Source organism: Asaia bogorensis, from assembly GCF_900465345.1.
In the GTDB taxonomy this organism is placed as follows: domain Bacteria; phylum Pseudomonadota; class Alphaproteobacteria; order Acetobacterales; family Acetobacteraceae; genus Asaia; species Asaia bogorensis_A.
In genome coordinates this window covers 115,385-136,766 of record NZ_UEGO01000012.1, presented here as the reverse complement: position 1 = coordinate 136,766, position 21,382 = coordinate 115,385, and the positions used below count along the sequence as shown (strand labels likewise).

The window sequence follows — 21,382 nt, the reverse complement described above, 5'->3', positions numbered from 1 at the left end:
AAGCCGCCCGAAAGGGCGGCTTTTCCGTGTTCCGAGACTGAACCTGAAGGATCAGGCGCTCTTCGCCATGATCTCGTCGGCCACGTTGCGCGGCACCGGATCATAGTGATGGAACTGCATCGTGAACGACGCGCGGCCCTTGGTGGCCGAACGCAGATGCGAGATGTAGCCGAACATTTCCTTCAGCGGCACCTGAGCGCGGATCATGACGGTCGAACCGGCCGTCTCCTGGCTCTGGATGATGCCACGACGACGGTTAAGGTCGCCCACCACGTCACCGACGTGATCGTTCGGAGTCGTGATTTCGACGTCCATGATCGGCTCAAGGATCACGGGGCCGGCATTCTTCATGCCTTCACGGAAGCAGGCCTTGGCGGCGATTTCGAAGGCGAGAGCCGACGAGTCAACGTCATGGTACTTGCCGTCAAGCAGCGTGAACTTGAAGTCTACCGTCGGGAAGCCAGCCAGCACGCCCGTCGAGGACTGCATGCGGATGCCCTTTTCGACAGCCGGGATGTATTCCTTCGGAACCGTACCGCCAACGACCTTGTTCTCGAAGCTGATGCCTTCGTTACGCTCGACAGGCACGAACTCGATCTTGACTTCAGCGTACTGACCCGAACCACCGGACTGCTTCTTGTGGGTGTAGGTCTCGGTGTGGGCACGCGAGATCGTCTCGCGATAGGCCACCTGAGGCGCACCGACATTGGCTTCAACGCCGTATTCACGACGCAGACGGTCCACGATGATGTCCAGATGCAGCTCGCCCATGCCGGACAGGATGGTCTGACCCGTTTCCTGATCGGTCTTGAGCTGCAGCGAGGGATCTTCAGCGGCCAGCTTCTGCAGGGCCAGCGTCATCTTCTCAACGCCGTCCTTGGTCTTCGGCTCGACCGAGATGTCGATCACCGGAACCGGGAACTGCATGCGCTCCAGAACAACCGGATCGGCAGCATCGGCCAGGGTGTCACCCGTCTGGGTGTCCTTCAGACCCACGAAAGCAGCGATATCGCCAGCGCCGACCTGCTTGACTTCCTCACGCTTGTCAGCGTGCATCTGGAACATGCGGCCCACGCGTTCCTTGTGGCCCTTCGTCGTGTTCAGCACGGTATCGCCCGACTTCAGGACGCCACGATAGACGCGCACGAAGGTCAGGGTGCCGTACTTGTCCGAAATGATCTTGAACGCGAGACCAGCGAACTTGCCATCGGGATCGACCGGCACGATCGGCAGGAAGTTCTCGTCAACCTCTTCGCCTTCCGGCGGCGCGATACGGATGCCTTCGACTTCGTCAGGAGCCGGCAGGTAATCGATAACGGCATCGAGGAGCGGCTGAACGCCCTTGTTCTTGAAGGCCGTGCCGCACAGGACGGGACGGAACACGCCGGAAATGGCGCCCTTCTTGATGCACTTCTTCAGCGTTGCGACGTCGACATCGCCCTTCTCGAAGTATTCTTCGATAGCGGCTTCATCAACGCTCAGCGCGGTGTCCAGAAGGTTCTGGCGGGCTTCTGCTGCCTTTTCCTTCAGGTCATCGGGGATCTCGGCATAGTGGAACTTCGCGCCCAGCTCGCCGCCTTCCCAGATGATGGCGCGCATTTCGACCAGGTCGACCACGCCAACAAAGTTTTCTTCAATGCCGATCGGCAGCTGAAGCGGAATAGCGACGATGTCGAGCTTTTCCTTCAGCGTGTCGAACGCGCGATAGAAATCGGCGCCGGTACGATCGAGCTTGTTGATGAAGATGACGCGCGGAACGTTATAGCGGTCAGCAAGACGCCAGTTGGTTTCTGACTGCGGCTGAACACCGGCAACGCCTTCGATGATGAAGATCGCGCCGTCAAGCACGCGCAGCGAGCGGTTCACTTCAATGTTGAAGTCGATGTGGCCCGGGGTGTCGATGATGTTGATGCGGTGGTTTTCCCACTCGCAGGTCACGGCTGCCGAGGTGATCGTGATGCCACGCTCACGTTCCTGCGCCATGTAGTCGGTGGTCGTGTTGCCGTCATGCACTTCACCAATGCGATGCGACACGCCGGTGTAGTACAGAATACGCTCGGTCGTCGTGGTCTTGCCGGCATCAATATGCGCGGTGATACCGATATTGCGGATCTTCGAGAGAGCCGATTTGGCTTCTGCGACGCTGCTTTCGGACACGGGATACCTCCAGAATGCGATGAAAGGTGCTTCAGGCCGCCCCGAAACACCTTTGCCGTGGCCGTCACAGATCGACGCTTTTTCCGAAGAAACCCGGTAAGAAATACGTCGAAGCCGGACCGACCAAGTGGGCCTTGTGATCGAGAGGCTGAATGAAACAACCCGACCACGTTTTCAAGGCCAATTTTGTTGCAGCCAGCCTTTTCCGCCGAAGCGTCAGGCTGGCGCCGTCAGACTCAGGCGGTCTGAGCGGCCTTGCTTTCCTGAGCGCGCAGGATGCGGCGCTTGATGACCTGAGCCTCGACCGGGAGCTTGCGGTTCGGCGTGCTGATCAGGAACGAGTCCAGACCGCCATTATGCTCAACCGTACGGATGCCCTGCGTGGAGAGACGCAGACGAACGCCCGTGCCCAGAATGTCGGACAGAAGGGTGATTTCCTGCAGGTTGGGCAGGAAACGGCGACGGGTCTTGTTGTTGGCGTGGCTGACGTTGTTGCCCGTCAGCACACCCTTGCCCGTGATTTGGCAGCGGCGTGACATGGACTTGATCCTCGGTAGTAATATGATCGCCGAGACCACTCCCGGCATACGACGATGCGTTAAGGCGCGGCTTATGACGGAGCCCCCCGCTCCCGTCAAGCCGAAAGCGACCCAAACCGGTCATTCGCCGTCGGAAAAGGCGTCCGCACAGAGCAGTTCGCCCGATCGGACGCTGTCTATGGCCGTCTGAAGCATGCGAACCATCGTTTCGGCATCGGTTGTCCGCGCCAGCACGCCCATCGATCCGCCAAGCAGCGCCGACGCGATGAGTTCGGTCGGCAGGTTCTGTTCGACCAGATAACCGATCGCCTTGTCGATCACGACGCCGCACTGACGAAGCTCCTCAGGAATCTCGACACCTTCCGGGTCGCCTGACACCTCATGAGCCGCCTGCTCGCGAATATCCTCTTCCACGGCCTGATCGGGGCGGAAATCCTGGGCGAGGTCATCAGCCGGCTTGGTCATGGGCGTTCTCCTTGTGGTTGCTTCGTATCCGAGCCCCTCACGTAGGGAAGGCCGCCCGTGAAAACTAGGCCTCTGGCCCGGATTGGTTGGACACCATGCCGAAATAAGCCCCCTGAAGGGCCATCAAGCTCTCGTGTGTGCCTTCCTCGACGATCCTGCCTGCCTCGATAACCAGTATGCGCGTCGCGTGGCGTATGGTGGAGAGACGATGGGCGATGGCAATGGTCGTCTGGCGCGACGTCACGCGGCGCAGGGCGTCCATAAGCCGCAGTTCGGTGCCCGTATCCAGTGCACTCGTTGCCTCGTCCAACAACAGAAGTCTGGGCTTGCGCAGAATGATACGTGCCAGCGCAATACGCTGTCGCTCGCCCCCCGAGAGTTTCAGCCCGCGCTCACCGACAAGCGTTTCATATCCGTTCTCAAGCCCTTCGATGAAATCATGGATCTGCGCCAGGCGTGCTGCCTCCTCGATTTCCGCCTGCGTAGCATCGAGCTGGCCATAAGCGATGTTGTAGCCAATCGTATCATTGAAGAGTTGCGTGTCCTGGGGCACCACACCGATCATCCTGTGCAGGGCGACTGGCGGTATGGAGGCAAGGTCCCGGCCATCGAGCAGGATCTGACCGCTGGCTGGCGCATAGGCGCCAAGGATGAGGCGCGCAATTGTCGATTTTCCGGCCCCGGTCGGACCGACCAGGGCAATGATCTCCCCCGGCCCCGCCCGGAATGACAGGGCATGAAGGATCTCGCGTCCGTCATAGTCGAAACTGACATTCTGGAACACGAGCGAGGCAGGCCCCCTCGCCTCACCTTCGCGTTCCGGCGAAGGCAGTACGGGACGTGGGGCTTCGTCCATGAGTTCGGTCAGGTGCTCCAGATCAACACAGGCATTGCGCCAGCCCGCATAAACGAGATTGAGCGAGATGATGGCCTGATAGAGGGTACGCAGATAGGTGCCGATCAGCACGAACGCCGCCACATCGAGCTTGCCCGTCGCCAGATCCCGCCCGGCCATGAAAAAAATCGCCAATGTGGCGAGGGCAATCATGGCGTTCTGACTGACGGAAGATAAGCCTGCGACAAATGTCATGCGCAGGCTGGCCTTCTCCTGCTCGCGCCGCGCCTGCTCGTATCGGGCATATTCATGCGGCTCATTGGCGAAATGACGCACGGCCTCGAAATTCAGCAGGGAATCGAGAAGGAAATGCTGGGCCTTGCCATTGGCCTCGTTGCGCTGACGCCGGGCACGAACCCGCTGGCGAACGAACCATTGGGCCAGAACGATATAGCTGAGCAACGCGACAAGAATGACGCAGGCATAGCGCCCGCCAAGAAAATGAAAGACGACCGCCACTGTCAGCCCAGTGTCGAGAATGGCCGGCAGGATGTTAAACAGCGCAAGCCGCAAAAGCGTATCGGCTGCCTCCGATCCCCGCTCGATCGCGCGGGTCAGGGCCCCGGTCTGACGGTCACGATGGAAGCGATATGGCAGGTCCAGCAGGTGACGAAACGCCGCCTGCGCGGTCAGCGCCTGCAAACGCTGTCCCACGGGCTGATACACAAGCTCCTGCAGGGCAGAAAACACGCTACGGAAGAAAATCAGCCCGCCATAGCCCAGTATGAGCCCGGCCGGCACGACCACGCGCAGATCCGCCGTCGCATAATGCGCGACGAGGCGGCTGAACATGTAGGGAGCGCCCAGTATACAAAGGCGCTCGGCAACCAGCAGCGCCAGAGTGAGCCCCATCCCGATACGGAAGAATCGTATGTCGTGTGACAGGACGAGACGCCAGGCACGCAGAAGGCTCGACAAGGCCAGAGGCAGGGCCAGAGGACGGGTAAAGGGAAGGTTCATGCGCCCAACCTGAGCATGCGCCCGGCGTTTTGCAATCGAACCGTGATACGCGATATCGTTGTCTTTCAGACAAGAGAGTTGCGCCTTTCATGACTTCAGACAGCCTCGCCCCGTTTCTCGAGCACATCAAAAGCTGCCAGACCGCCATTCTGCCCGGCGGGCGGCGGCCTGTACTGGCTGGAGACAGGCGCTTCGGCCTTGCCGATCCGAAGGTTTTCGAGGCCCTCACCGCCCTCGGCTATGCCTTCGAAGATAGGGGGCATGAGATCTTTCGTGTGTCCGATGGCGCCGCCCTCCAGCCTCTAGGGGTCGAATTGGCTGACAGGGGGCTTTACAGACCTCATCACGAGCTCTTTGACGTGTTCGACGAGGGCGGCGAAGTTATTGGCCAGATCGACCGCGGTGCCCTTCCCCTCCTTGGCTGCACGGCTGCTGGCGTTCATCTGAACGGTCTGGTCGAGAAGGCAGACGGTCTTTATCTCTGGATGGGCCATAGAGCGCAGAACAAGCGCCTTGATCCCGGCAAGCTTGATCACCTTGCTGCGGGTGGCATCTGCACCGGGCTGACGCCGCTTGAGGCGCTCATCAAGGAAGCGGGAGAGGAAGCCGCGATACCACCCGAACTGGCAGCCAAGGCACACCCAGTAGCAACACTGCGCTATGCTATGGCACGCCCGGAAGGCCTGCGTCAGGATACGCTCTTCTGCTATGACCTCACCCTGCCTGAGGATTTCATCCCGCAGCCCGTCGATGGCGAAGTCGCCTTTTTTGAACTCATGCCCATCGACACCGTGTTTCGTCTGGTGCGCGACACCAACGACATCAAGTTCAATGTCAATCTGGTGCTGATCGACCTGTTTATCCGTCGCGGCCTGTTTTCCCCGGCTGAGAGCGCATTTTTGCGCGATGCCCTCGATCAGCACTGACTTCCAAAGCGATGCGCCACACTCCCATGCCTCGACACCTCGGATTGTCGCCCCGTAGAAACGGGTCAGGTCAAAGCTCCCCTGCCTCGGGACAGGTTGGTCGTGTCAGTCGCGTGGCGCTGCTGGGTCTCCTGACGGGGTTTGCCGGATGCACCGCCTCGCCGGAGAAGCCGGTCACGCCGGACTCTGCCTGCATAACTCAGAATATCCTGACCAACAGCCGCGAGATGCTTTCCATCACCCTGGCTTTCGGCCTTGCCGATCCGGACGGCCGGACCATTACTTCGCCTGAATGGTCCGATTTCCTAGCCCGTGAAGTCACGTCCCGCTTCCCTGCGGGACTGTCCGTTGTCGAGGCACAGGGGCAGTGGCAAGACAGGCCCGGCGGCATGGTGACACATGAACCCGCCCGGCTGGTGTGGATCCTCACGCCCGAGACAGCAACCCTTGCCCCTGCCATCGCCGCCATTCGTGACGCCTACAAGAGACGGTTCAACCAGCAATCGGTCGGCGCGTTCATCCACTCGGGCTGCGCCTCTTTCTGAGGGCAGGCCTAGACCCTAGAACACCCGAGTCCGAATTGCGTTATTGACGTGCAGGCTGGACTTGCCGGTAATGACACGCAGGACCACGGCACAGGATGACCCTCCTTGAGGCGTCACGTCCTGCTGTCGTGCCAAATTATGAAATCCGAGGCAGTATGCCGAGGTTGAGGACAATGATGACCGACCAGAACGCCATGCCACCAAACAGCCCGACCGGCGCCAGCAACAAGGGTCAGGACTGTGCGGCAGAGGACGATCTTCCGGAAGAGGCTGTAACAGGGTCACCGGTTGGCCGGGGACAAAGACGCTCACGCGGCCTCCTCGGGTTTTTCTTCATTGCGCTCGCGCTGTTCACGCTCAAGAATTTTCTTCCAGCGCTGCTCTGGGGCTGCGTATTCGCCATTGCATCCTGGCCGCTTTACAAGCGTACCGAGGCACGGTTCGGCCGTACCGAATGGCTTCCGATGCTTTTCACAGCGGCGATCGCGCTCATCTTCCTGATCCCGCTCAGTCTGGTGGGTTATAAGGCAGCCGAAGAAGCACAGAGCGCCCTTCACTGGATTGACGAGGTCCGCCACACAGGCATTCCCATGCCGGAATGGCTGAACGATCTGCCTTTTGAGCGGGCGCAGGTTGCTCGATGGTGGCAGAATAATCTGGTCAATCCCGAGCATCTGAACAGATTGTTCCATTCGGTCGATGCCAATCACGGCATGGCCGTGACCCGTCAGGTGACGACCCAGGTGGCCAAGAGAGCCACGCTGTTCCTGTTCTCCATTCTGACCCTGTTCTTCCTGCTCCGTGATGGCGCCGATATCATCCATCGCGTTCTAGTGGTTTCCAACCGCACATTCGGCCAACGCGGCGAGAAACTGGCCCGTCAGATGATCTCATCCGTGCATGGTACAGTCGCAGGACTGGTTCTGGTTGGCCTCGGTGAGGGGCTGGTGATGGGCGTGGCCTATGTGTTGACCGATACGCCGCAGCCCTTGCTCTTCGCGCTGCTGACCGGGGTCGCGGCGATGATTCCCTTCCTCGGCCTGCCCACAGTGGTGCTGGCGGCACTCCTGGTCATCATCCAAGGCAAGATGATTGCGGGGATTGTGATTGTCGCGCTGGGCGCCATTGTCATCTTCGTTGCCGACCACTTCATCCGCCCTGCCCTGATTGGTGGCAGCACGCAAATGCCGTTTCTCTGGGTGCTTCTGGGTATTCTTGGCGGCGTCGAGACCTGGGGCCTGCTGGGACTGTTCCTTGGTCCGGCGATCATGGCTGCGGTTCATCTGCTCTGGCGGATCTGGAGTTCCGACTCCGAGATCGTTCTCAAGGACGAGGCCTACTGAAACCTGGTCGCGCCGCCCATTGCGCGGCGCAGATCACGAGTTCTTCGCTCGCGTATTCAGGGTCAATTGGCAGGCAGTGTCATCACCCAGTCAGACGCGAGGCCTCAATGCCGATCCATCCTGAATATGAATGCGCGGGTCGGCCTTCGGTCCGAAATGACACGACGAAATGGACGAGACGTTGCAGGCAATAGCCTGTCTGGTCGATCTTGTTTTTGGAGAGAGTACCGCAGGACAGGACGATATCGGGCAGGCGGGATTCGAACCCACGACCCCCAGTCCCCCAGACTGATGCGCTACCAGGCTGCGCTACTGCCCGTCAGTCCTGCGGTAAAGGCCGTTTAGCAGTGAGGGGCCTTCCCTGCAAGCACCTGATTGCAGGTTTTTGCAAGGAAACGGTTTTTCACGCTTGCGGCAGCATCTGACGCAGGCTGTCGAGTTCGCCCAGCACATCTTCCAGCGCCAGACGCAGGGCACGTCGCTCCTGCCTCCAGCGCCCGTGCTCGGTCCGCAACGCGACCAGCTCATCCTGCAGGATGGTGATCAGCTCTTCATTGACACCGGGGAGGTCGATCAGCTGTCCTTCAGGAGACGTCGTCTCAGCAAGATCATCCTCCACAGCGGTTACGCTCGTCGCGCTCGTTTCCTCTCCAGGGTCAAGAATAGTCTCTTGCGGACCCAGGGAACCATCAGGATGACCCTGCGGCGCATCATGGTCATCATCGGTGCCCTCAGACCCTTCTGCCTGAGAAACGGTCCGATCCGAATCCTTGTCAGCAGGCATCTCGGCTACCGATGCGGCTTGGCTATCTTCAGCTTGAAGATCCGACGCGCGGAATTCATCCACCATTGCTGAGGACGTTGTCCCGGGATCCGTAAGCGCACCTTCCCCATCATGGCGATCAGGATGAGTTTGCGTCGGCTCGGTGGGCTGGAACGCCGGTATCTCGAATGAACCGCGCGTCTCTTCAATGGGTGAAGGTAAAATCGACGGGGATGCAGGATGCGCCCCAGTCATTGCTGGTACGGTCGGCGTCGCAGGATCCGCCATCTGCTCCTTCAGAACGCGCTGAACACCCTTGATCGTGTAACCCTGGACATAGAGCAGGTCCGTGATACGCCTCAGGGTCTCGATATCAGCAGGGCTGTAATAGCGACGGCCACCGCCACGCTTGAGGGGCTTGACCTCTGGGAAGCGGGTTTCCCAGAAACGCAACACATGCTGTGGCACATGAAGCTCGTCCGCGACCTCACTGATCGTACGATAGGCGTTCGGGCCCTTCACCAGCCGGTCCGGGTCAGCTCGCTCCTCCGGGCCACTGTTCAAGGTCGCCACGGGAAAACTCGTCGTCATGAATCATCGCTTTCGCTGACCAGCCCTTCGGTCGATTCGCCATTCACAACGGCGCGCAGGATCTGGCTGGGTCGAAACACCAGCACCGAGCGCGGCAGAATAGGCACTTCGATGCCGGTCTTTGGATTACGGCCGACACGTCGGCCCTTCTGGCGAACGGAGAAGGTCCCGAATCCACTCAGCTTGACCGTCTCCCCCTTCTCGAGGCGCGCAGCGATCAGTTCGAGAACGCTCTCGAGCAGATCGGCGGACTCGTGCCGGGACAGTCCAACCTCACTGTAGATATGCTCTGCGATTTGCGCGCGTGTCACCGTTGTCATGACACCACCGTATCATGACAGTAATGAAGGTCAATCAAATCAGTGAAGTGTGAGAGTGCGCATTGCGCTCTACATGCGCAGAAGCGCTGATCCCCAGGTCAGACCGCCACCGAGTGCCTCGAGAAGGACGAGATCACCCTTGCGGATACGTCCGTCACGCACGGCTTCATCAAGCGCCAGCGGAATGGACGCTGCCGATGTGTTGGCATGGCGATCAACCGTCACAACCACACGATCGAGCGGCAGGGCCAGCTTTTTAGCCATGCCTTCGATGATGCGCAGATTGGCCTGATGCGGCACGAGCCACGCAATATCCTGGCCCGTCAGGCCATGGCGGGAAAGCGCCTCGTCAACAACGGCGGAGAGCTTGGCCACAGCATGACGGAAAACCTCGCGTCCCTGCATATGCAGAACAGGGGTCGGGGTCGAGGGACCATCGACGAACAGGATATCGCCATGAGTGCCATCGCTATGGAGATGCGTTGAGAGAATGCCAGCGCCTTCCTCCTCAGTTGCCTCCAGCAACACCGCACCCGCGCCGTCGCCAAAGAGCACGCAGGTCGTACGATCTTCCCAATCCAGAATCCGCGAATAGACTTCCGAGCCAATGACAAGTGCCTTGCGGACCTGCCCGCTACGGATGAAAGCCTCCGCCGTCGCCAAGGCATAGACGAAGCCCGAGCAGGCTGCTGTCACGTCGAATGCGAAACCGTCACCTAGCCCCAACTCGGCCTGCACACGTACGGCCGTGGCCGGAAAGGTCTGATCCGGCGTAGCTGTGGCCACAATCACCGCGCCAATATCGGCCATATCGGCCTCGGCATAGCTGATCGCAGCTCGCGCAGCTGCAACAGCCATGCTGACTGCATTTTCGTCGCCGCTGGCAATGTGACGCTGGGCAATTCCTGTCCGCGTCCGGATCCATTCATCAGAGGTTTCAATACGCTCGGCGAGGTCGGCATTGGTAACAACCTGCTTGGGCAGATAGCTGCCAAATCCGGTCAGGCGCGCGCGCAGGGACATATGTCTTCCTCTTGAATGATACCAACCAGGCGCTCACGCCGATCCCGCCGCTTTCCCGGCGTGGCGGTCATGCCTCGCTGGGAGAAGTGGCAAGTTCGATTTCCGCATCAGCCGCCATGAGGGCTTCGACCTGACGCAGACGCTCGCGGATCTTCTCATTGATGGAATGGGTCACGGCATCCATCGCAACATCAATAGCCGCTGCGAATCCTTCGGCATCGGCACCACCATGAGATTTCACCACAATGCCGTTAAGGCCTACGAAGACCGCGCCATTATAACGTCTCGGGTCAATCCATTCCTTCATACGCTCGAGGCCGGGACGCACGAGCAGATAACCGATGCGGGTCAGCAGGCTGGTCTTGAACACGCGCTGCAACAGCATCGACACCAGCTTGAGCGCACCCTCACCCGTCTTGAGCGCGATATTGCCGGAAAACCCGTCAGTGACGACCACGTCGGTTGTGCCCGCCGTGATGTCATGCCCTTCGACAAACCCGTGAAACTGGGCAGCGAGAGGCGATTCGCGCAGGATATCGGCAGCGGCACGTAGACGCTCATCACCCTTGAGTTCTTCGGCACCCACGTTAAGCAAGCCGATACTCGGTGCGGGCAGGCCCAGAACCGCCTTGGCAAAAGCCTCGCCCATCACAGCAAATTCGACCAGATTGCGCGTGTCACAGGCAATATTGGCACCAAGGTCCAGCATCACCACGTCGCCACGGGCAGATGGGTTGACCGCTGCCATGGCAGGCCGCGTGATACCAGGGAGAGTTTTGAGAACGATCTTGGCAAGAGCCAGCATAGCGCCGCTATTGCCAGCCGACACAACCCCACCTGCCTCACCCGATGCTACGGCATCGATCGCCATACGCAACGAGGAGTCACGCAGGCGCAAAGCCGCTGTGGGCTTCATTTCCATCGAGATGGAAGAAGGCGCGTGGCGGATCTCGCAGATGCGCTGCGCCTTGGCGTAGCGCGCCAGCTGAGGGCGCAGAATAGCCTCGTCACCAACAAGCAGAATTTTTGCTGTAGGATGTCGATCGGCAGCGCGATCCAAACCAGCCAGAACGATTTCCGGGGCATGATCCCCACCCATCGCATCAATGGCCAAACTATAAGGCGCAGCCTGGCTGGCCGGCGCATCTAGGTCAGTCATGCTCCGCCCCGCGTCTTATTTTGAACAAGACGAGCCGACCCGAAGGGGGTCGACCCGATCGAGCCTCAAACGCGAACGGTCGTCTTCAGCGTCTTGCCGGAAGCCACGACTTCACGACCGTCATAATGACCGCAATGGGCGCAGACGTGATGCGGGCGCTTCAGTTCGCCGCAATTGCTGCACTCTGCGTGAGCCTGAACGGTCAGGGCGTGATGGCTGCGACGCATGCCCATGCGGGACGGCGTGGTCTTTCTTTTGGGGACGGCCATGGCGGAAGCCTCTTTCTTCTTAGATCGTCCCTGCTTTCGGCCGCCATTCGGCCTCAGCAGATAACGATGCTGTTCACTATGATCAGGCGGGCGGCTCTAGCAGACCCTTGGCCGGGTCGCAAGCATCCTGTTCAATTCTAGCTCAGATCTGTCTTTTTTTTGCTCAAAGACAATCCAGCGAGGGCACCGAACGGGTTGGGTCGGCCGCCTTCCTCTTCAGCCGCCTCCTCTGCCGTTTCCCGTGGGGCTTCGTCAACCGCATTTTCGAGGGCGGCACCGGGCTTGCGGGGATAGGAGGGCAGCATCAGGGCCAGCTGCTCCGAAGCAACCTCCCCAAGGTCGAGCGCATTTCCCTCATAGGGGATCTCGTCAATTGCCTCGAGATCGGACGCAGTTTCTTCAGAAAAACGACGCGCCGGTACCATACGCACGGCGAAGGATTCGTTGAGAGCGTCCTCAAAGGTTTCGCCTGTGATGACGCATTCGAGCGCCACATGGGCAGTCAGCACCCCTTCGAGCACGAAATGATTACCCGGTTCGGGAATGATACGAAACCGGCAATTCAAGGCGTGGATGACCGGAATATCGAGCCTCCTGGCCAGTTTGCGGCACTCGGCCTCATTGGCCTTGATTGTCTCGACCATGCCATCATGACCAATGCGGTTGATCACAAGGCGGCGGGAAAACTCCGGTGGCGCCGTAGCCGCAGCCACGGACTCAGCACGGGAGAATTTCGGATCGTTGCTGTCTGTCATGCTGCCTTCCTGACATGGTGCTGGCAAAAACCCGGGAGCGGGCTTCCTTTTCCGAATTGCCTTAACGTCGCTCTCCGCAATATAGAAGAGCCTGATGGTCCTATCGATGTTGGTGAAACGATGTTCCCGCCAAATCAGAGAAGATCGCCCGGATTATTTCACGATCATTGCAGGACGACATAACCCGCCATGAAGAGCGCCTCCCAGAAGACCTCCCCGCGGCTGAAATCGCATGTGGGCCTCGCGCGCACCCTGCTTTGCATCGCCCCCCTCGCCCTGGCGGGTTGCTCGGTTTTCAGCCCGATTCCCCAGAATCGTGGCTCGCTGATCGAGAAGGACGATTATAGCCAGCTCGTACCGGGAACCAGCACACGCAACGACGTGACCGATATCCTCGGCTCACCGACCGCCCATGCGACCTTTGACGACAATACCTGGTTCTACGTCTCGATGGTGACCGTGCCCCAGCCCCTGGGCTTTCCTCGTGTGACCAAGCAGAACGTTCTGGTTCTGGCATTTGACACCACCGGCGTCCTGCGCCGTATGGACACGCTGCACCGCAAGAACGGCTATAATGTCGGCATGGTAGGCGAAACGACCCCGACGCCGGGCACCAAGGTCAACGTGCTGCAGCAGCTGCTGGGCAATGTCGGCCGCTACAACCCCATGAGCAATATGGGCAGCACATTTGGTGGCACGCAGGGCCCGCTGGGTGCCGGTGTGGGCACAGGTCATGGTGGAACGGGCAACTCGCTTCCCTGATCACCCCAAGCGCCTGACCGGCCTTGCGAGCGCACAGGAGCGGCATCGCCTTCTGACAAACCGGCTTCGCCCTCACGCGATGCCGGTTTTTTCATGACGCCTTCACTGGCGGAACGGATCTCTCTCGTTGCGCACGGGCTCTTCGTCGGGCCGGCTGAGGTGTTATCTGCACGAATCCCGGCCCAGAGTTAGGCTTCCCTCTCCCGGCACTGCGCCTTGCCGGAGAGAAAATCCCTATTGCGGCAGTTTGAGCATGACCCGCAGGCCACCGAGTGGGCTGTTCCGCAGCACCACACTCCCCCCATGCGCTGCCATGATGTCACGCGCAATCGTGAGACCGAGCCCGCTTCCCCCCTCAGGCCCGGCCGTGCTGCTGAAGGCGCGGAATACATCCTTGCGTCGCGACTGCGCTATGCCTGGTCCGTCATCGTCAATTGTGATTTCCACCATGCGCCCGGTCTGACGCAGCGAGAATGTCATGCGGCCGCCATGACGACGGGCGTTCTCCGCCAGATTGATCAACACACGCCGCATCGCGTCGGGACGCACAGGCACCGTCAGCCCATGCTCTGCATGGATCGCCAGCACCTTGCCGCCGGCTCGCACCGTTGCGGCCGCCACATCGCGCAGCATGGCCAGAAGATCAGTTGGAACAGGATCCTCCTCCCCCTCACCTCGCGCAAAGGAAAGATAGCTCCCGATCAAACGTTCCATCTCGGCAATATCGGCAACCATATCCTCGATATCGGGGCGCAGTTCCTGTGCCTCGACCGTGCCCTCGACGGGCATCATGGCCAATGTCAGGCGCAGACGCGTCAGGGGCGTGCGCAGATCATGCGACACCCCCGCCAGAACAGCCGTACGATGGGTCACGAAACGGTTCACCCGCGCCTGCATACGATTGAAGGCTAGTGCCGCCTTGCGTATCTCCAGAGCACCCTGCGGATGAATTGGACCATCGTCGCGGCCCAGACCGAAATTCTCGGCCGCCTTCGCCAGACGTCTGACTGCGCGAACCTGCCGACCAATAAACAGGCCAGCAACCATGAAGAGCAGGATGGCGCTCCCCACCTCCCATGCCACAAACAGCCAGATTGGGCCGACATCGAGCCGCTTGCGCGGGACGATCACCTCGAGCACGCCGTCATGCAGCGGGATATCAAGCCTTACGCTCTGTCTCGTGGCGTTCCAGTCGATGTAGCATGGTGCATCGAACACCCGACGCACGGCATTTGTAAGGTCCTCATCCATAGGGCCGAGCACAAAAGGCGCCTGCGCATTGGTCAGACGTTCGCCGGGATGAAAGGTGATCACAAGCTGCGTGCGCCATCGGGCCTGATGCAGGATCCAGTCCTTCTGGCCTGGCATATGCTCCACCGAATCCTTGATGTAGGCGAGATCCGATACCACGCTATCGGCCAGCCGACGCGACACCACATTCAGGTAATTGCCATAGAAGAGCTGCAGGGCCACGATCTGGGTGATCAGTAGCGGCATAAGCACGATCAGGAGCGACCGGCCTTGGAAAGAGCGTGGCAACAGCCGGCGAACCAGACGCTCCAGCAAACGGGCAGCTTTCATCCCGGGCTCAGCTTCCCGGCTTCAGCACGTAGCCCTTGCCTCTGACCGTCTGAAGAAAACGGGGCTCTTTCTGGTCGGGCTCGATCCGTCGGCGCAGGCGCGTCACCTGCACATCCACGGCACGTTCCCCGATTTCATCCATACCCAGAGCCTCCGCAATAGCCTCACGTGACAGGATCTCACCTGGCGCGCGGGTCAGCACACCCAGCAGGGCTGCCTCGCCACTTGTGAGGTGTACAATGCCGTCCGGTCCGCTGAGCAGTCCACGTCCGGTATCAAATTCCAGCTTTCCAAGGCGGAGCAGGCGCGGCGTACCAATGGGGCGTGGAACACGGCGACGCAGATGCGCCTGGAGCCTGAGCAACAATTCACGAGGTTCAAAAGGCTTGCCAAGATAGTCATCGGCACCTGATTCGAGTCCAATGATACGGTCCGCAGGCTCGCCGCGGGCGGTCAGGAGGATAATGGGCAGGACCTGACCGTTCTCACGCAGCCAGCGCGTCAGACTCAGGCCATCCTCACCGGGCATATTGATATCGGCCACCATGGCATCAGGCTGGGTGACAGCCAGGATCTTGCGCGCTGCTTCGGCATCAACCGCCGTGGTGATACGAAACCCGGCCTCGGTCAGAAAGCGCTGCAACAGGCGCAGAAGGCGCGCGTCATCATCCACCACGAGGATATGAGCACCCTGGCCCCCCACCCCCTGCGATTTACCCTCTGCCGATCTGGTCTCGCCCATACCACCCCCGTATATCCTCGTGTCACCCGTCTTGCCCGGCACCGCGTCTGACGCCTTTCCTGCCCTCATATCCGGCATTTCGGTCATGGTGCACCGCCTTCGCCCTGAAGAGTGGCCAGTACGCGCCTGAAACCCTCGACAGCCTGCCCTCCGGCGGCACGATAAGCCAGCGTCATGCGGTCACGCAGGGCCACGAAGATTTCCTCTTCGATGGCCGCTCCCTGCGGCGTCAGGTGCAGATGTTTGAGCCTTTTGTCATGCTCATCAGCCCGTTGTTCGATCAGACCGCGAGCCATGAGTTCCTGCAGGACACGATTGAGGCTTTGCTTCGTAATGTTGAGACGTCGCAGCAAAGCGCTCATGGTCAGGCCCTGATGGGTCGAAACCAGAAACATCACCCGGTGATGGGCCGAACCCAGTTGATGGTCACGCTGGAGCGGTTCACAGGTTGCACCCAGTTCACGCCAGGCCAGGAGCATGGCCTCATAGGTGAGTCGGATCTGTTCTTCACGGAGGTAGAGATGCGCCAGACCGGGAGCATCTCGCTGCACACGCAGGCCGGACATCAACTAGCCCTCACTGTCACGAGGTATGGCGAATTCCTCGGCATAGCCGAAGCTCGCGAAATCAGTCATGCGCATGGTGTAGAGAACACCATCAAGGTGATCATATTCGTGTTGCAGGACGTTGGCGTGGAACCCACGCGCTTCTCCCTGAATTACCGAGCCATCAAGATCCAGACCACGATAGGCGATGGCTGCATAGCGTGGCACGACACCCCGCAATAGCGGGAGAGAAAGACACCCTTCCGTGCACTGCATCATCTCCTCGCCTAAAGGCATGATTTCGGGATTGATCAGCACGCGCGGTGGAATCGGCGCCTCATTGGGGCCGCATCGCCCCTCAGGCACATGATAAACGAACAAGCGCAATGATTTGTGAACCTGCGGGGCGGCGAGCCCGGCGCCACGTGAATCAAGCATCGTTTCGATCATGTCTGAAACCAGTTGCCTGACCGATAAAGAATGAACGTCTTCAACCGGTTGCGCTCGCTGAAGCAATACCGGATGCCCCATACGCGCAATTTTCAGCAACGCCATTTCTGCACACAGCCTTCTATTCGCCGGAATAGTTCCCGGATCCAGCCGCATGGTGACATGAATAATTTTCGGGCGATACTGCTCAAACCGTTTGTGTCCCCTTCAAAACCTGTGCTAAGGCGCTGGCCTCTCTGGAACGCTCTGCCATCGGTAACGCGTTCCTGGCATCGCATTTACAAACAGACCATGATCCTCATGGTCGGACAGGAGATGGCAGACCCGTGCAGGTTCTGGTTCGTGACAACAATGTTGATCAGGCGCTCAAGGCGCTCAAGAAAAAGATGCAGCGCGAAGGCGTTTTCCGCGAGATGAAGCTGCGTCGCCACTTCGAGAAGCCCTCCGAGCGTCGCGCTCGTGAAGCGGCCGAAGCGGTTCGTCGTGCACGCAAGATGGAGCGCAAGCGCCTGGAGCGTGAAGGCTTCTGATCAGCCTGCCAAGCCGGCAAACAGAACAACCGCCGTTTCCACGGCGGTTTTTTTGTGCCTGCTTCCTGGGGACAGTCATTGCCCTGCATCGTCTTTCGCCGCGCTGTTTAACGATGCTGGCCAGCTTCTCTGCAAAAAGCCCTTGGCGAGAAAGAACCTCCCTCGCCGATCACCTGTGGGCGATACCTGCCGGGGGTGCGAGCACTGGGCAGGCATCAGGCTCTCAGTGTTTGAAGGCGGGGTCCTGATCCATGAGGCTCTTTGACAGGTAGACGGCCTCCAATGCCCGCTCATGAGCAATTTCCCGGGCGTTAACTGTCCCGGCATGACCGCCTTCCGTATCCTCATAATAGAAAAACGGCTTGCCCAGCTCCTGCAGACGGGCGGCAAAGAGGCGCGCATGAACGGGGCCCACACGATCATCCTTGGTTGAAGTGAAGATGAACGGTACCGGGTAGGACACGTCTTTCTTCAGATGCTGCAACGGCGATATTCCCTCAAGGAATTTACGCTCCTGCGGCACGCTCATATGGCCGTACTCTGCCGCCCAGGACGCGCCAGCCGCCATCGTCTCGAAATTCTCCATATCCAGCAGCGGCACACCGATGATGACGGCCTTCCACAGTTCCGGATGCTGGGTAAATTCCACCCCCATCAGCAGCCCACCATTTGAGCGCCCACGTATGGCGAGGTGCTCGCGATCAGCAATCTCGCGTTTGGCCAGATCGCGCCCGATCGCCGCAAAATCATCATAGGCATGCTGACGGCCTGATTTCATCCCGGCTTCATGCCAGGCTGGCCCGTACTCACCGCCACCACGAATATTACCGACCACATAGACGCCGCCACGCTCCAGCCATGTCTTGCCGATATCGGCATAATAGGTCGGTAGATAGGAGAGATCGAACCCGCCATAGGCCGTAAAGAGCACGGGGTTATGACCGTCCAGCTTCCAGTCCCGGCGGTGGGTCACGAAATAGGGGATATCGACACCATCACTCGATTTTGCCCAGAACTGCTCGGTTCGCAGCCCATTGGCATCAAACAATGCCGGGGTGACCTTGACCTTTTTGGCGTCGCCTGTCCCCGTATCGAAGCTCCAGAGTTGAGGCGGGACGATGTAACCCTCGACCTTGAGATAGGCGTCACTGACAGAGGCAGAAGAGGATTGAAGGCTCGCTGAACTCATGCGTGGCAAGATGTGATATTGCTCCTCCCAGCTCTTCCCGTCCTTACCGGGCGTGTAGAGCCGTGCCGATGGCTGGACGTCGCGATAGACCACGGCAATGACACCCTTGGAGGTGACACCGATATCGGTTGTTGTTTCACTCTCCTGCGGCTTGAACACCAGAGCGGGCACTGCGCCGGATGTGACGGGGTCAACAGCTATGATGCTGCCACGGGTGAAATGGCCACCGGCGTTCCAGTCCTGATCGAGGCGGATAATCAGCTTGCCTGCATAAAAGCCGAGATATCCGATTTTCTCAGGCAGGGCGATCTGCTTCAGCGTACCGCTGGCGGGATCATAGAGGCGATATTCGCTACGGAAAAAATCAATATTGCGTCGGATGATGGCGATACGCTTGCCGGTCTCATCATGCAGCACCTCAGGTTCGACAATCATGTCGCCTTCCTGACCCCTATAGATCTCCCGCGCCGCCGAAAGCGGCTCACCCCGTTTGACGAGGCGTACGCTGAACGGATAGCCCGAGCGCGTCATGGAGCCTGAGCCCCAGTCGCGTGATACAAGAAGCGTATCGCGATCGAACCATGCCACACGCTGTTTGGAATGAGGCAGATCGAAACCGCCAGAGACGAAGCGGCGCGCCTGCGTATCGAATTCACGATAATAGGCTGCGTCCTCACCCGAGAGCGACAGAGCGACGAGGCAGCGGCTCGCATCAGGGTCCAGGCATTCTGCCCCCTGGAACACCCAATCGCGCTTCTCGTCACGCGACATGGCATCAATATCGAGCATTGTCGTCCAGTCAGGCGCCGCCTTGGCGAAGGAAGCCGGAGTTGTGGCGCGCCATACTCCCTTGGGATGGCCGGCATCCTGCCAGTAGTTCCACAGCTTGCTACCTGATTGCTCAGGCAGGGTGAGACGCCCTGGCGCCTGTTCCACCGCCAATACGTCATCATAGAATTTCTGATAGCGTTTATCGGCCTGCAAGACGCCCGCGCTGCGACTGTTCTGAGCCTTGACCCAGTCCAGCGCCTGCTGCCCCTCAACCTGCTCCAGCGCAGCGCGTGACGGCGGCTCCCCGCCGGATGCCTCAGCCGTCACGCCTGTTCCGGCGCGAGCCTGATTGGCGGCAGGAAGCAGGAGAGTAGTGCAGACGAGCGATGTCATCGCCATCAAGATGCGCTTCATGAGCCATTTCCCTTATGCAAATCACGGCCAGCCTAGAGCATACCGTTACATAAGGGAAAGGACCCGACAGGGCATTATCTGCGTGAGCCCCGTGTTCGTCGCTGCGGCCATGCAGCGTTTGGCTGGCTGGCGGACGTAACCATTTCTCAATGGCAAAGCCCAAGCGCAAATGCGTGGCAGGCTCCCCACGGCGTTGCGGTACGGCAATTTCGGGACAACACCCTGAGAGGGCGCGCCTCCGGCAGGGGGCCTCAGGGAAGCCGGAACATCTCGGTTCCTGCGGGCAGATTAAGGTTGATCAGGCGATAGCAGATGATTGGCTGGCCACGCAGCAGACGACAAAATCGCTTCGTCTCAGTTGGACCGAGCCACGCTGCGGGCAGATCCGGCTTTTCGCTCTCACGTATCAGCAATTGCGCCCGCGCACCGGGATCATCACGCGCACTGCCGCGATAATCGCCAAGAAAACCCCAGCGGGTATCATAGCTATATACCGGTTGATCTGGCGTCTCATAGCGCATGATGGCGGCCAGAGCGTAGTCTCCCACGACGAGGCTATGATCTGGCGAAACCTCCCCCTGCACCCTGCGCGCCAGCCCGGACCAATCTGCTGTCTGACGGGCGATGACATCGTGATGGGCCGAAAGATGAATCGGCGCGACCATGCCTTGAATGCTGATCAGCGCGGTGATCGTCAGACCAAGGGTGCACGCATAGCCGATACGTCTTTGCGTTGCGGCAGCCGCAAGGGCAGCCGCAGGATAGATCACCACTGGCCAGTTGGCCTGCACCCGTCCACCAAAGGCGTGCTGCACAAAGACAGCGATCGGCACAACACAAAGACAGGCCAGAAGCCGTGCTACTGGCTCCCGTCCGGCGCGCCTGAGGCACCATAGGATACCGACACAGAACAGAAGAAAGACCAAAGGTGTGGCAAGACCAATCTGCCCCCCGGCCAGTTCCGCCAGATAACTGACCGCCTTCAGCGGGTGCCAGTCTCCCGCCCTCCCCCCTTGCTTGATGAAGCTGGCCCAATGATGGGTGGCGTTCCAAAACAGGACAGGCGAGATCGTCGTGAGGCCGATAACAGCGCCACCGCAGAGCCAAAGCCAGTGCCGACGCTGCGGAGGGGTCGCGAGCACCCACAACCCACAAGCCAGGGCCGGCAGCACTGCCGTGTATTTGCTATCGAAAGCGAGGCCAAAAAAAAACCCTGTCGCCAGCCACCAGCGAGGCTGTCCGCTCGCGATCATGCGCCCCAGAGCCCATAGCGTGAGCGTCAGGAAAAAGACCAGAGGCGTATCGGGCGTTGCCGTGGCGGCCCCCAGGCCTAGCATGAGCGTGGCATTGAGCAGGAGGGAAGCACGATAGCCGGCCCGCTCACTGCCCAGAAGGTCGCGCCCGGCGCGAACGAGCATGATCGAACCCAGCAACGCAGAGAGAGGCCCCAGCAACCGGATCCCGAAAGCACTATCGCCAAACAGGGCTGTGCCAAGCCGGATCCAAAGGGCGATCATGGGCGGGTGATCGAGATAACCGGTCTGAAGATGGCGCGACCATGTCCAGTAATAGGCCTCATCCGGCGATACCCCCAATGTAGCCGCGAGGCCCAGGCGCAGGAGGGTCAGGGCAAGCAATACACCCCAGAACAGAGGAACAAGCTGACTGTCCCTCCCCTTCATGATTGC

The 21,382-nt window shown here is 59.9% G+C and carries 21 protein-coding genes and 1 tRNA gene; 5 read left to right on the top strand and 17 right to left on the bottom strand.

Annotated elements, in window-relative coordinates:
* Positions 1 to 51: 51 nt before the first annotated feature.
* The 4 genes from fusA to ED655_RS06295 form a co-directional block, all read right to left on the bottom strand.
* Entirely contained in the window at positions 52 to 2,157 is a 2,106-nt protein-coding gene (gene fusA, locus ED655_RS06310; protein ID WP_023977515.1) for an elongation factor G, read from the bottom strand.
* 236 nt (positions 2,158 to 2,393) lie between these two features.
* On the bottom strand, positions 2,394 to 2,696 hold the full coding sequence (gene rpmB, locus ED655_RS06305; RefSeq protein WP_023977516.1) for a 50S ribosomal protein L28: 303 nt from the start codon (positions 2,694 to 2,696) through the stop codon (positions 2,394 to 2,396).
* Between the two features lie 120 nt (positions 2,697 to 2,816).
* Positions 2,817 to 3,161 (bottom strand): hypothetical protein, encoded by a 345-nt coding sequence (locus ED655_RS06300; protein ID WP_231944660.1) that lies wholly within the window; start codon positions 3,159 to 3,161, stop codon positions 2,817 to 2,819.
* A 64-nt stretch (positions 3,162 to 3,225) separates the two neighbouring features.
* Positions 3,226 to 5,016: an ABCB family ABC transporter ATP-binding protein/permease gene (locus ED655_RS06295; RefSeq protein WP_122049429.1), complete on the bottom strand. Its 1,791-nt coding sequence runs from the start codon at positions 5,014 to 5,016 to the stop codon at positions 3,226 to 3,228.
* An 89-nt stretch (positions 5,017 to 5,105) separates the two neighbouring features.
* Between ED655_RS06295 and ED655_RS06290 the strand changes: the two genes are divergently transcribed.
* From ED655_RS06290 to ED655_RS06280, 3 genes are all read left to right on the top strand, one after another.
* On the top strand, positions 5,106 to 5,942 hold the full coding sequence (locus tag ED655_RS06290; RefSeq protein WP_122049428.1) for an NUDIX hydrolase: 837 nt from the start codon (positions 5,106 to 5,108) through the stop codon (positions 5,940 to 5,942).
* Between the two features lie 44 nt (positions 5,943 to 5,986).
* The gene (locus ED655_RS06285; protein WP_240993532.1) at positions 5,987 to 6,487 is read left to right on the top strand and encodes a DUF3574 domain-containing protein; all 501 of its coding nucleotides are present in this window, start codon (positions 5,987 to 5,989) and stop codon (positions 6,485 to 6,487) included.
* A 176-nt stretch (positions 6,488 to 6,663) separates the two neighbouring features.
* Positions 6,664 to 7,830 (top strand): AI-2E family transporter, encoded by a 1,167-nt coding sequence (locus tag ED655_RS06280; protein WP_122049579.1) that lies wholly within the window; start codon positions 6,664 to 6,666, stop codon positions 7,828 to 7,830.
* Between the two features lie 245 nt (positions 7,831 to 8,075).
* Here the strand turns inward: ED655_RS06280 and ED655_RS06275 are convergent.
* The 7 genes from ED655_RS06275 to ED655_RS06245 all read right to left on the bottom strand — a co-directional run bounded on the left by ED655_RS06275 (position 8,076) and on the right by ED655_RS06245 (position 12,710).
* Positions 8,076 to 8,149, bottom strand: a tRNA-Pro gene (locus ED655_RS06275).
* Between the two features lie 84 nt (positions 8,150 to 8,233).
* Complete coding sequence (locus ED655_RS15830; RefSeq protein WP_240993530.1) at positions 8,234 to 9,184, bottom strand: MerR family transcriptional regulator; 951 nt, start codon at positions 9,182 to 9,184, stop codon at positions 8,234 to 8,236.
* Positions 9,181 to 9,504: an integration host factor subunit alpha gene (locus ED655_RS06265; protein ID WP_023977523.1), complete on the bottom strand. Its 324-nt coding sequence runs from the start codon at positions 9,502 to 9,504 to the stop codon at positions 9,181 to 9,183. The genes ED655_RS15830 and ED655_RS06265 overlap by 4 nt, the downstream gene beginning before the upstream one ends.
* Positions 9,505 to 9,573: 69 nt before the next feature.
* Positions 9,574 to 10,527: a beta-ketoacyl-ACP synthase III gene (locus tag ED655_RS06260; RefSeq protein ID WP_122049426.1), complete on the bottom strand. Its 954-nt coding sequence runs from the start codon at positions 10,525 to 10,527 to the stop codon at positions 9,574 to 9,576.
* Between the two features lie 67 nt (positions 10,528 to 10,594).
* Positions 10,595 to 11,686 carry a phosphate acyltransferase PlsX gene (gene plsX / locus ED655_RS06255; RefSeq protein WP_122049425.1) on the bottom strand — a complete coding sequence of 364 codons (1,092 nt, stop codon included), beginning with the start codon at positions 11,684 to 11,686 and terminating at the stop codon, positions 10,595 to 10,597.
* 65 nt (positions 11,687 to 11,751) lie between these two features.
* Positions 11,752 to 11,955 (bottom strand): 50S ribosomal protein L32, encoded by a 204-nt coding sequence (rpmF, locus tag ED655_RS06250; protein ID WP_023977526.1) that lies wholly within the window; start codon positions 11,953 to 11,955, stop codon positions 11,752 to 11,754.
* A 137-nt stretch (positions 11,956 to 12,092) separates the two neighbouring features.
* Positions 12,093 to 12,710, bottom strand: coding sequence for a DUF177 domain-containing protein (locus tag ED655_RS06245; protein ID WP_122049424.1), 618 nt, complete (start codon positions 12,708 to 12,710; stop codon positions 12,093 to 12,095).
* A gap of 189 nt (positions 12,711 to 12,899) precedes the next feature.
* Between ED655_RS06245 and ED655_RS06240 the strand changes: the two genes are divergently transcribed.
* Positions 12,900 to 13,472: an outer membrane protein assembly factor BamE gene (locus ED655_RS06240; protein WP_122049423.1), complete on the top strand. Its 573-nt coding sequence runs from the start codon at positions 12,900 to 12,902 to the stop codon at positions 13,470 to 13,472.
* Positions 13,473 to 13,706: 234 nt separating this feature from the next.
* On the opposite strand, the gene ED655_RS06235 is transcribed toward ED655_RS06240, so the two are convergent.
* The 4 genes from ED655_RS06235 to def form a co-directional block, all read right to left on the bottom strand.
* Complete coding sequence (locus tag ED655_RS06235; protein ID WP_122049422.1) at positions 13,707 to 15,053, bottom strand: ATP-binding protein; 1,347 nt, start codon at positions 15,051 to 15,053, stop codon at positions 13,707 to 13,709.
* 7 nt (positions 15,054 to 15,060) lie between these two features.
* On the bottom strand, positions 15,061 to 15,795 hold the full coding sequence (locus ED655_RS06230; protein ID WP_122049578.1) for a response regulator: 735 nt from the start codon (positions 15,793 to 15,795) through the stop codon (positions 15,061 to 15,063).
* Between the two features lie 83 nt (positions 15,796 to 15,878).
* On the bottom strand, positions 15,879 to 16,361 hold the full coding sequence (locus tag ED655_RS06225; protein WP_122049421.1) for a MarR family winged helix-turn-helix transcriptional regulator: 483 nt from the start codon (positions 16,359 to 16,361) through the stop codon (positions 15,879 to 15,881).
* Positions 16,362 to 16,364: 3 nt separating this feature from the next.
* Positions 16,365 to 16,895: a peptide deformylase gene (gene def, locus ED655_RS06220; protein ID WP_122049420.1), complete on the bottom strand. Its 531-nt coding sequence runs from the start codon at positions 16,893 to 16,895 to the stop codon at positions 16,365 to 16,367.
* Between the two features lie 221 nt (positions 16,896 to 17,116).
* On the opposite strand from def, the gene rpsU reads away from it, so the two are divergent.
* A complete protein-coding gene (gene rpsU, locus ED655_RS06215; RefSeq protein ID WP_007283570.1) occupies positions 17,117 to 17,320 on the top strand; it encodes a 30S ribosomal protein S21 in 204 nt (67 codons plus the stop codon).
* A gap of 223 nt (positions 17,321 to 17,543) precedes the next feature.
* On the opposite strand, the gene ED655_RS06210 is transcribed toward rpsU, so the two are convergent.
* The gene (locus tag ED655_RS06210) at positions 17,544 to 19,694 is read right to left on the bottom strand and encodes a prolyl oligopeptidase family serine peptidase (RefSeq protein WP_240993529.1); all 2,151 of its coding nucleotides are present in this window, start codon (positions 19,692 to 19,694) and stop codon (positions 17,544 to 17,546) included.
* Positions 19,695 to 19,945: 251 nt separating this feature from the next.
* Complete coding sequence (locus ED655_RS06205) at positions 19,946 to 21,376, bottom strand: ArnT family glycosyltransferase (RefSeq protein WP_122049419.1); 1,431 nt, start codon at positions 21,374 to 21,376, stop codon at positions 19,946 to 19,948.
* Between the last annotated feature and the right edge of the window lie 6 nt (positions 21,377 to 21,382).

What these genes read in the sequence shown, in the direction of transcription:
- rpmB (WP_023977516.1), bottom strand. Translation starts at nt 2,696, where the DNA reads ATGTCACGCCGCTGCCAAATCACGGGCAAGGGTGTGCTGACGGGCAAC.
- ED655_RS06300 (WP_231944660.1), bottom strand. Translation starts at nt 3,161, where the DNA reads ATGACCAAGCCGGCTGATGACCTCGCCCAGGATTTCCGCCCCGATCAG.
- ED655_RS06295 (WP_122049429.1), bottom strand. Translation starts at nt 5,016, where the DNA reads ATGAACCTTCCCTTTACCCGTCCTCTGGCCCTGCCTCTGGCCTTGTCG.
- ED655_RS06290 (WP_122049428.1), top strand. Translation starts at nt 5,106, where the DNA reads ATGACTTCAGACAGCCTCGCCCCGTTTCTCGAGCACATCAAAAGCTGC.
- ED655_RS06280 (WP_122049579.1), top strand. Translation starts at nt 6,664, where the DNA reads ATGACCGACCAGAACGCCATGCCACCAAACAGCCCGACCGGCGCCAGC.
- ED655_RS15830 (WP_240993530.1), bottom strand. Translation starts at nt 9,184, where the DNA reads ATGACGACGAGTTTTCCCGTGGCGACCTTGAACAGTGGCCCGGAGGAG.
- ED655_RS06265 (WP_023977523.1), bottom strand. Translation starts at nt 9,504, where the DNA reads ATGACAACGGTGACACGCGCGCAAATCGCAGAGCATATCTACAGTGAG.
- ED655_RS06260 (WP_122049426.1), bottom strand. Translation starts at nt 10,527, where the DNA reads ATGTCCCTGCGCGCGCGCCTGACCGGATTTGGCAGCTATCTGCCCAAG.
- plsX (WP_122049425.1), bottom strand. Translation starts at nt 11,686, where the DNA reads ATGACTGACCTAGATGCGCCGGCCAGCCAGGCTGCGCCTTATAGTTTG.
- rpmF (WP_023977526.1), bottom strand. Translation starts at nt 11,955, where the DNA reads ATGGCCGTCCCCAAAAGAAAGACCACGCCGTCCCGCATGGGCATGCGT.
- ED655_RS06245 (WP_122049424.1), bottom strand. Translation starts at nt 12,710, where the DNA reads ATGACAGACAGCAACGATCCGAAATTCTCCCGTGCTGAGTCCGTGGCT.
- ED655_RS06240 (WP_122049423.1), top strand. Translation starts at nt 12,900, where the DNA reads ATGAAGAGCGCCTCCCAGAAGACCTCCCCGCGGCTGAAATCGCATGTG.
- ED655_RS06235 (WP_122049422.1), bottom strand. Translation starts at nt 15,053, where the DNA reads ATGAAAGCTGCCCGTTTGCTGGAGCGTCTGGTTCGCCGGCTGTTGCCA.
- ED655_RS06230 (WP_122049578.1), bottom strand. Translation starts at nt 15,795, where the DNA reads ATGGGCGAGACCAGATCGGCAGAGGGTAAATCGCAGGGGGTGGGGGGC.
- ED655_RS06225 (WP_122049421.1), bottom strand. Translation starts at nt 16,361, where the DNA reads ATGTCCGGCCTGCGTGTGCAGCGAGATGCTCCCGGTCTGGCGCATCTC.
- def (WP_122049420.1), bottom strand. Translation starts at nt 16,895, where the DNA reads ATGGCGTTGCTGAAAATTGCGCGTATGGGGCATCCGGTATTGCTTCAG.
- ED655_RS06210 (WP_240993529.1), bottom strand. Translation starts at nt 19,694, where the DNA reads ATGAAGCGCATCTTGATGGCGATGACATCGCTCGTCTGCACTACTCTC.
- ED655_RS06205 (WP_122049419.1), bottom strand. Translation starts at nt 21,376, where the DNA reads ATGAAGGGGAGGGACAGTCAGCTTGTTCCTCTGTTCTGGGGTGTATTG.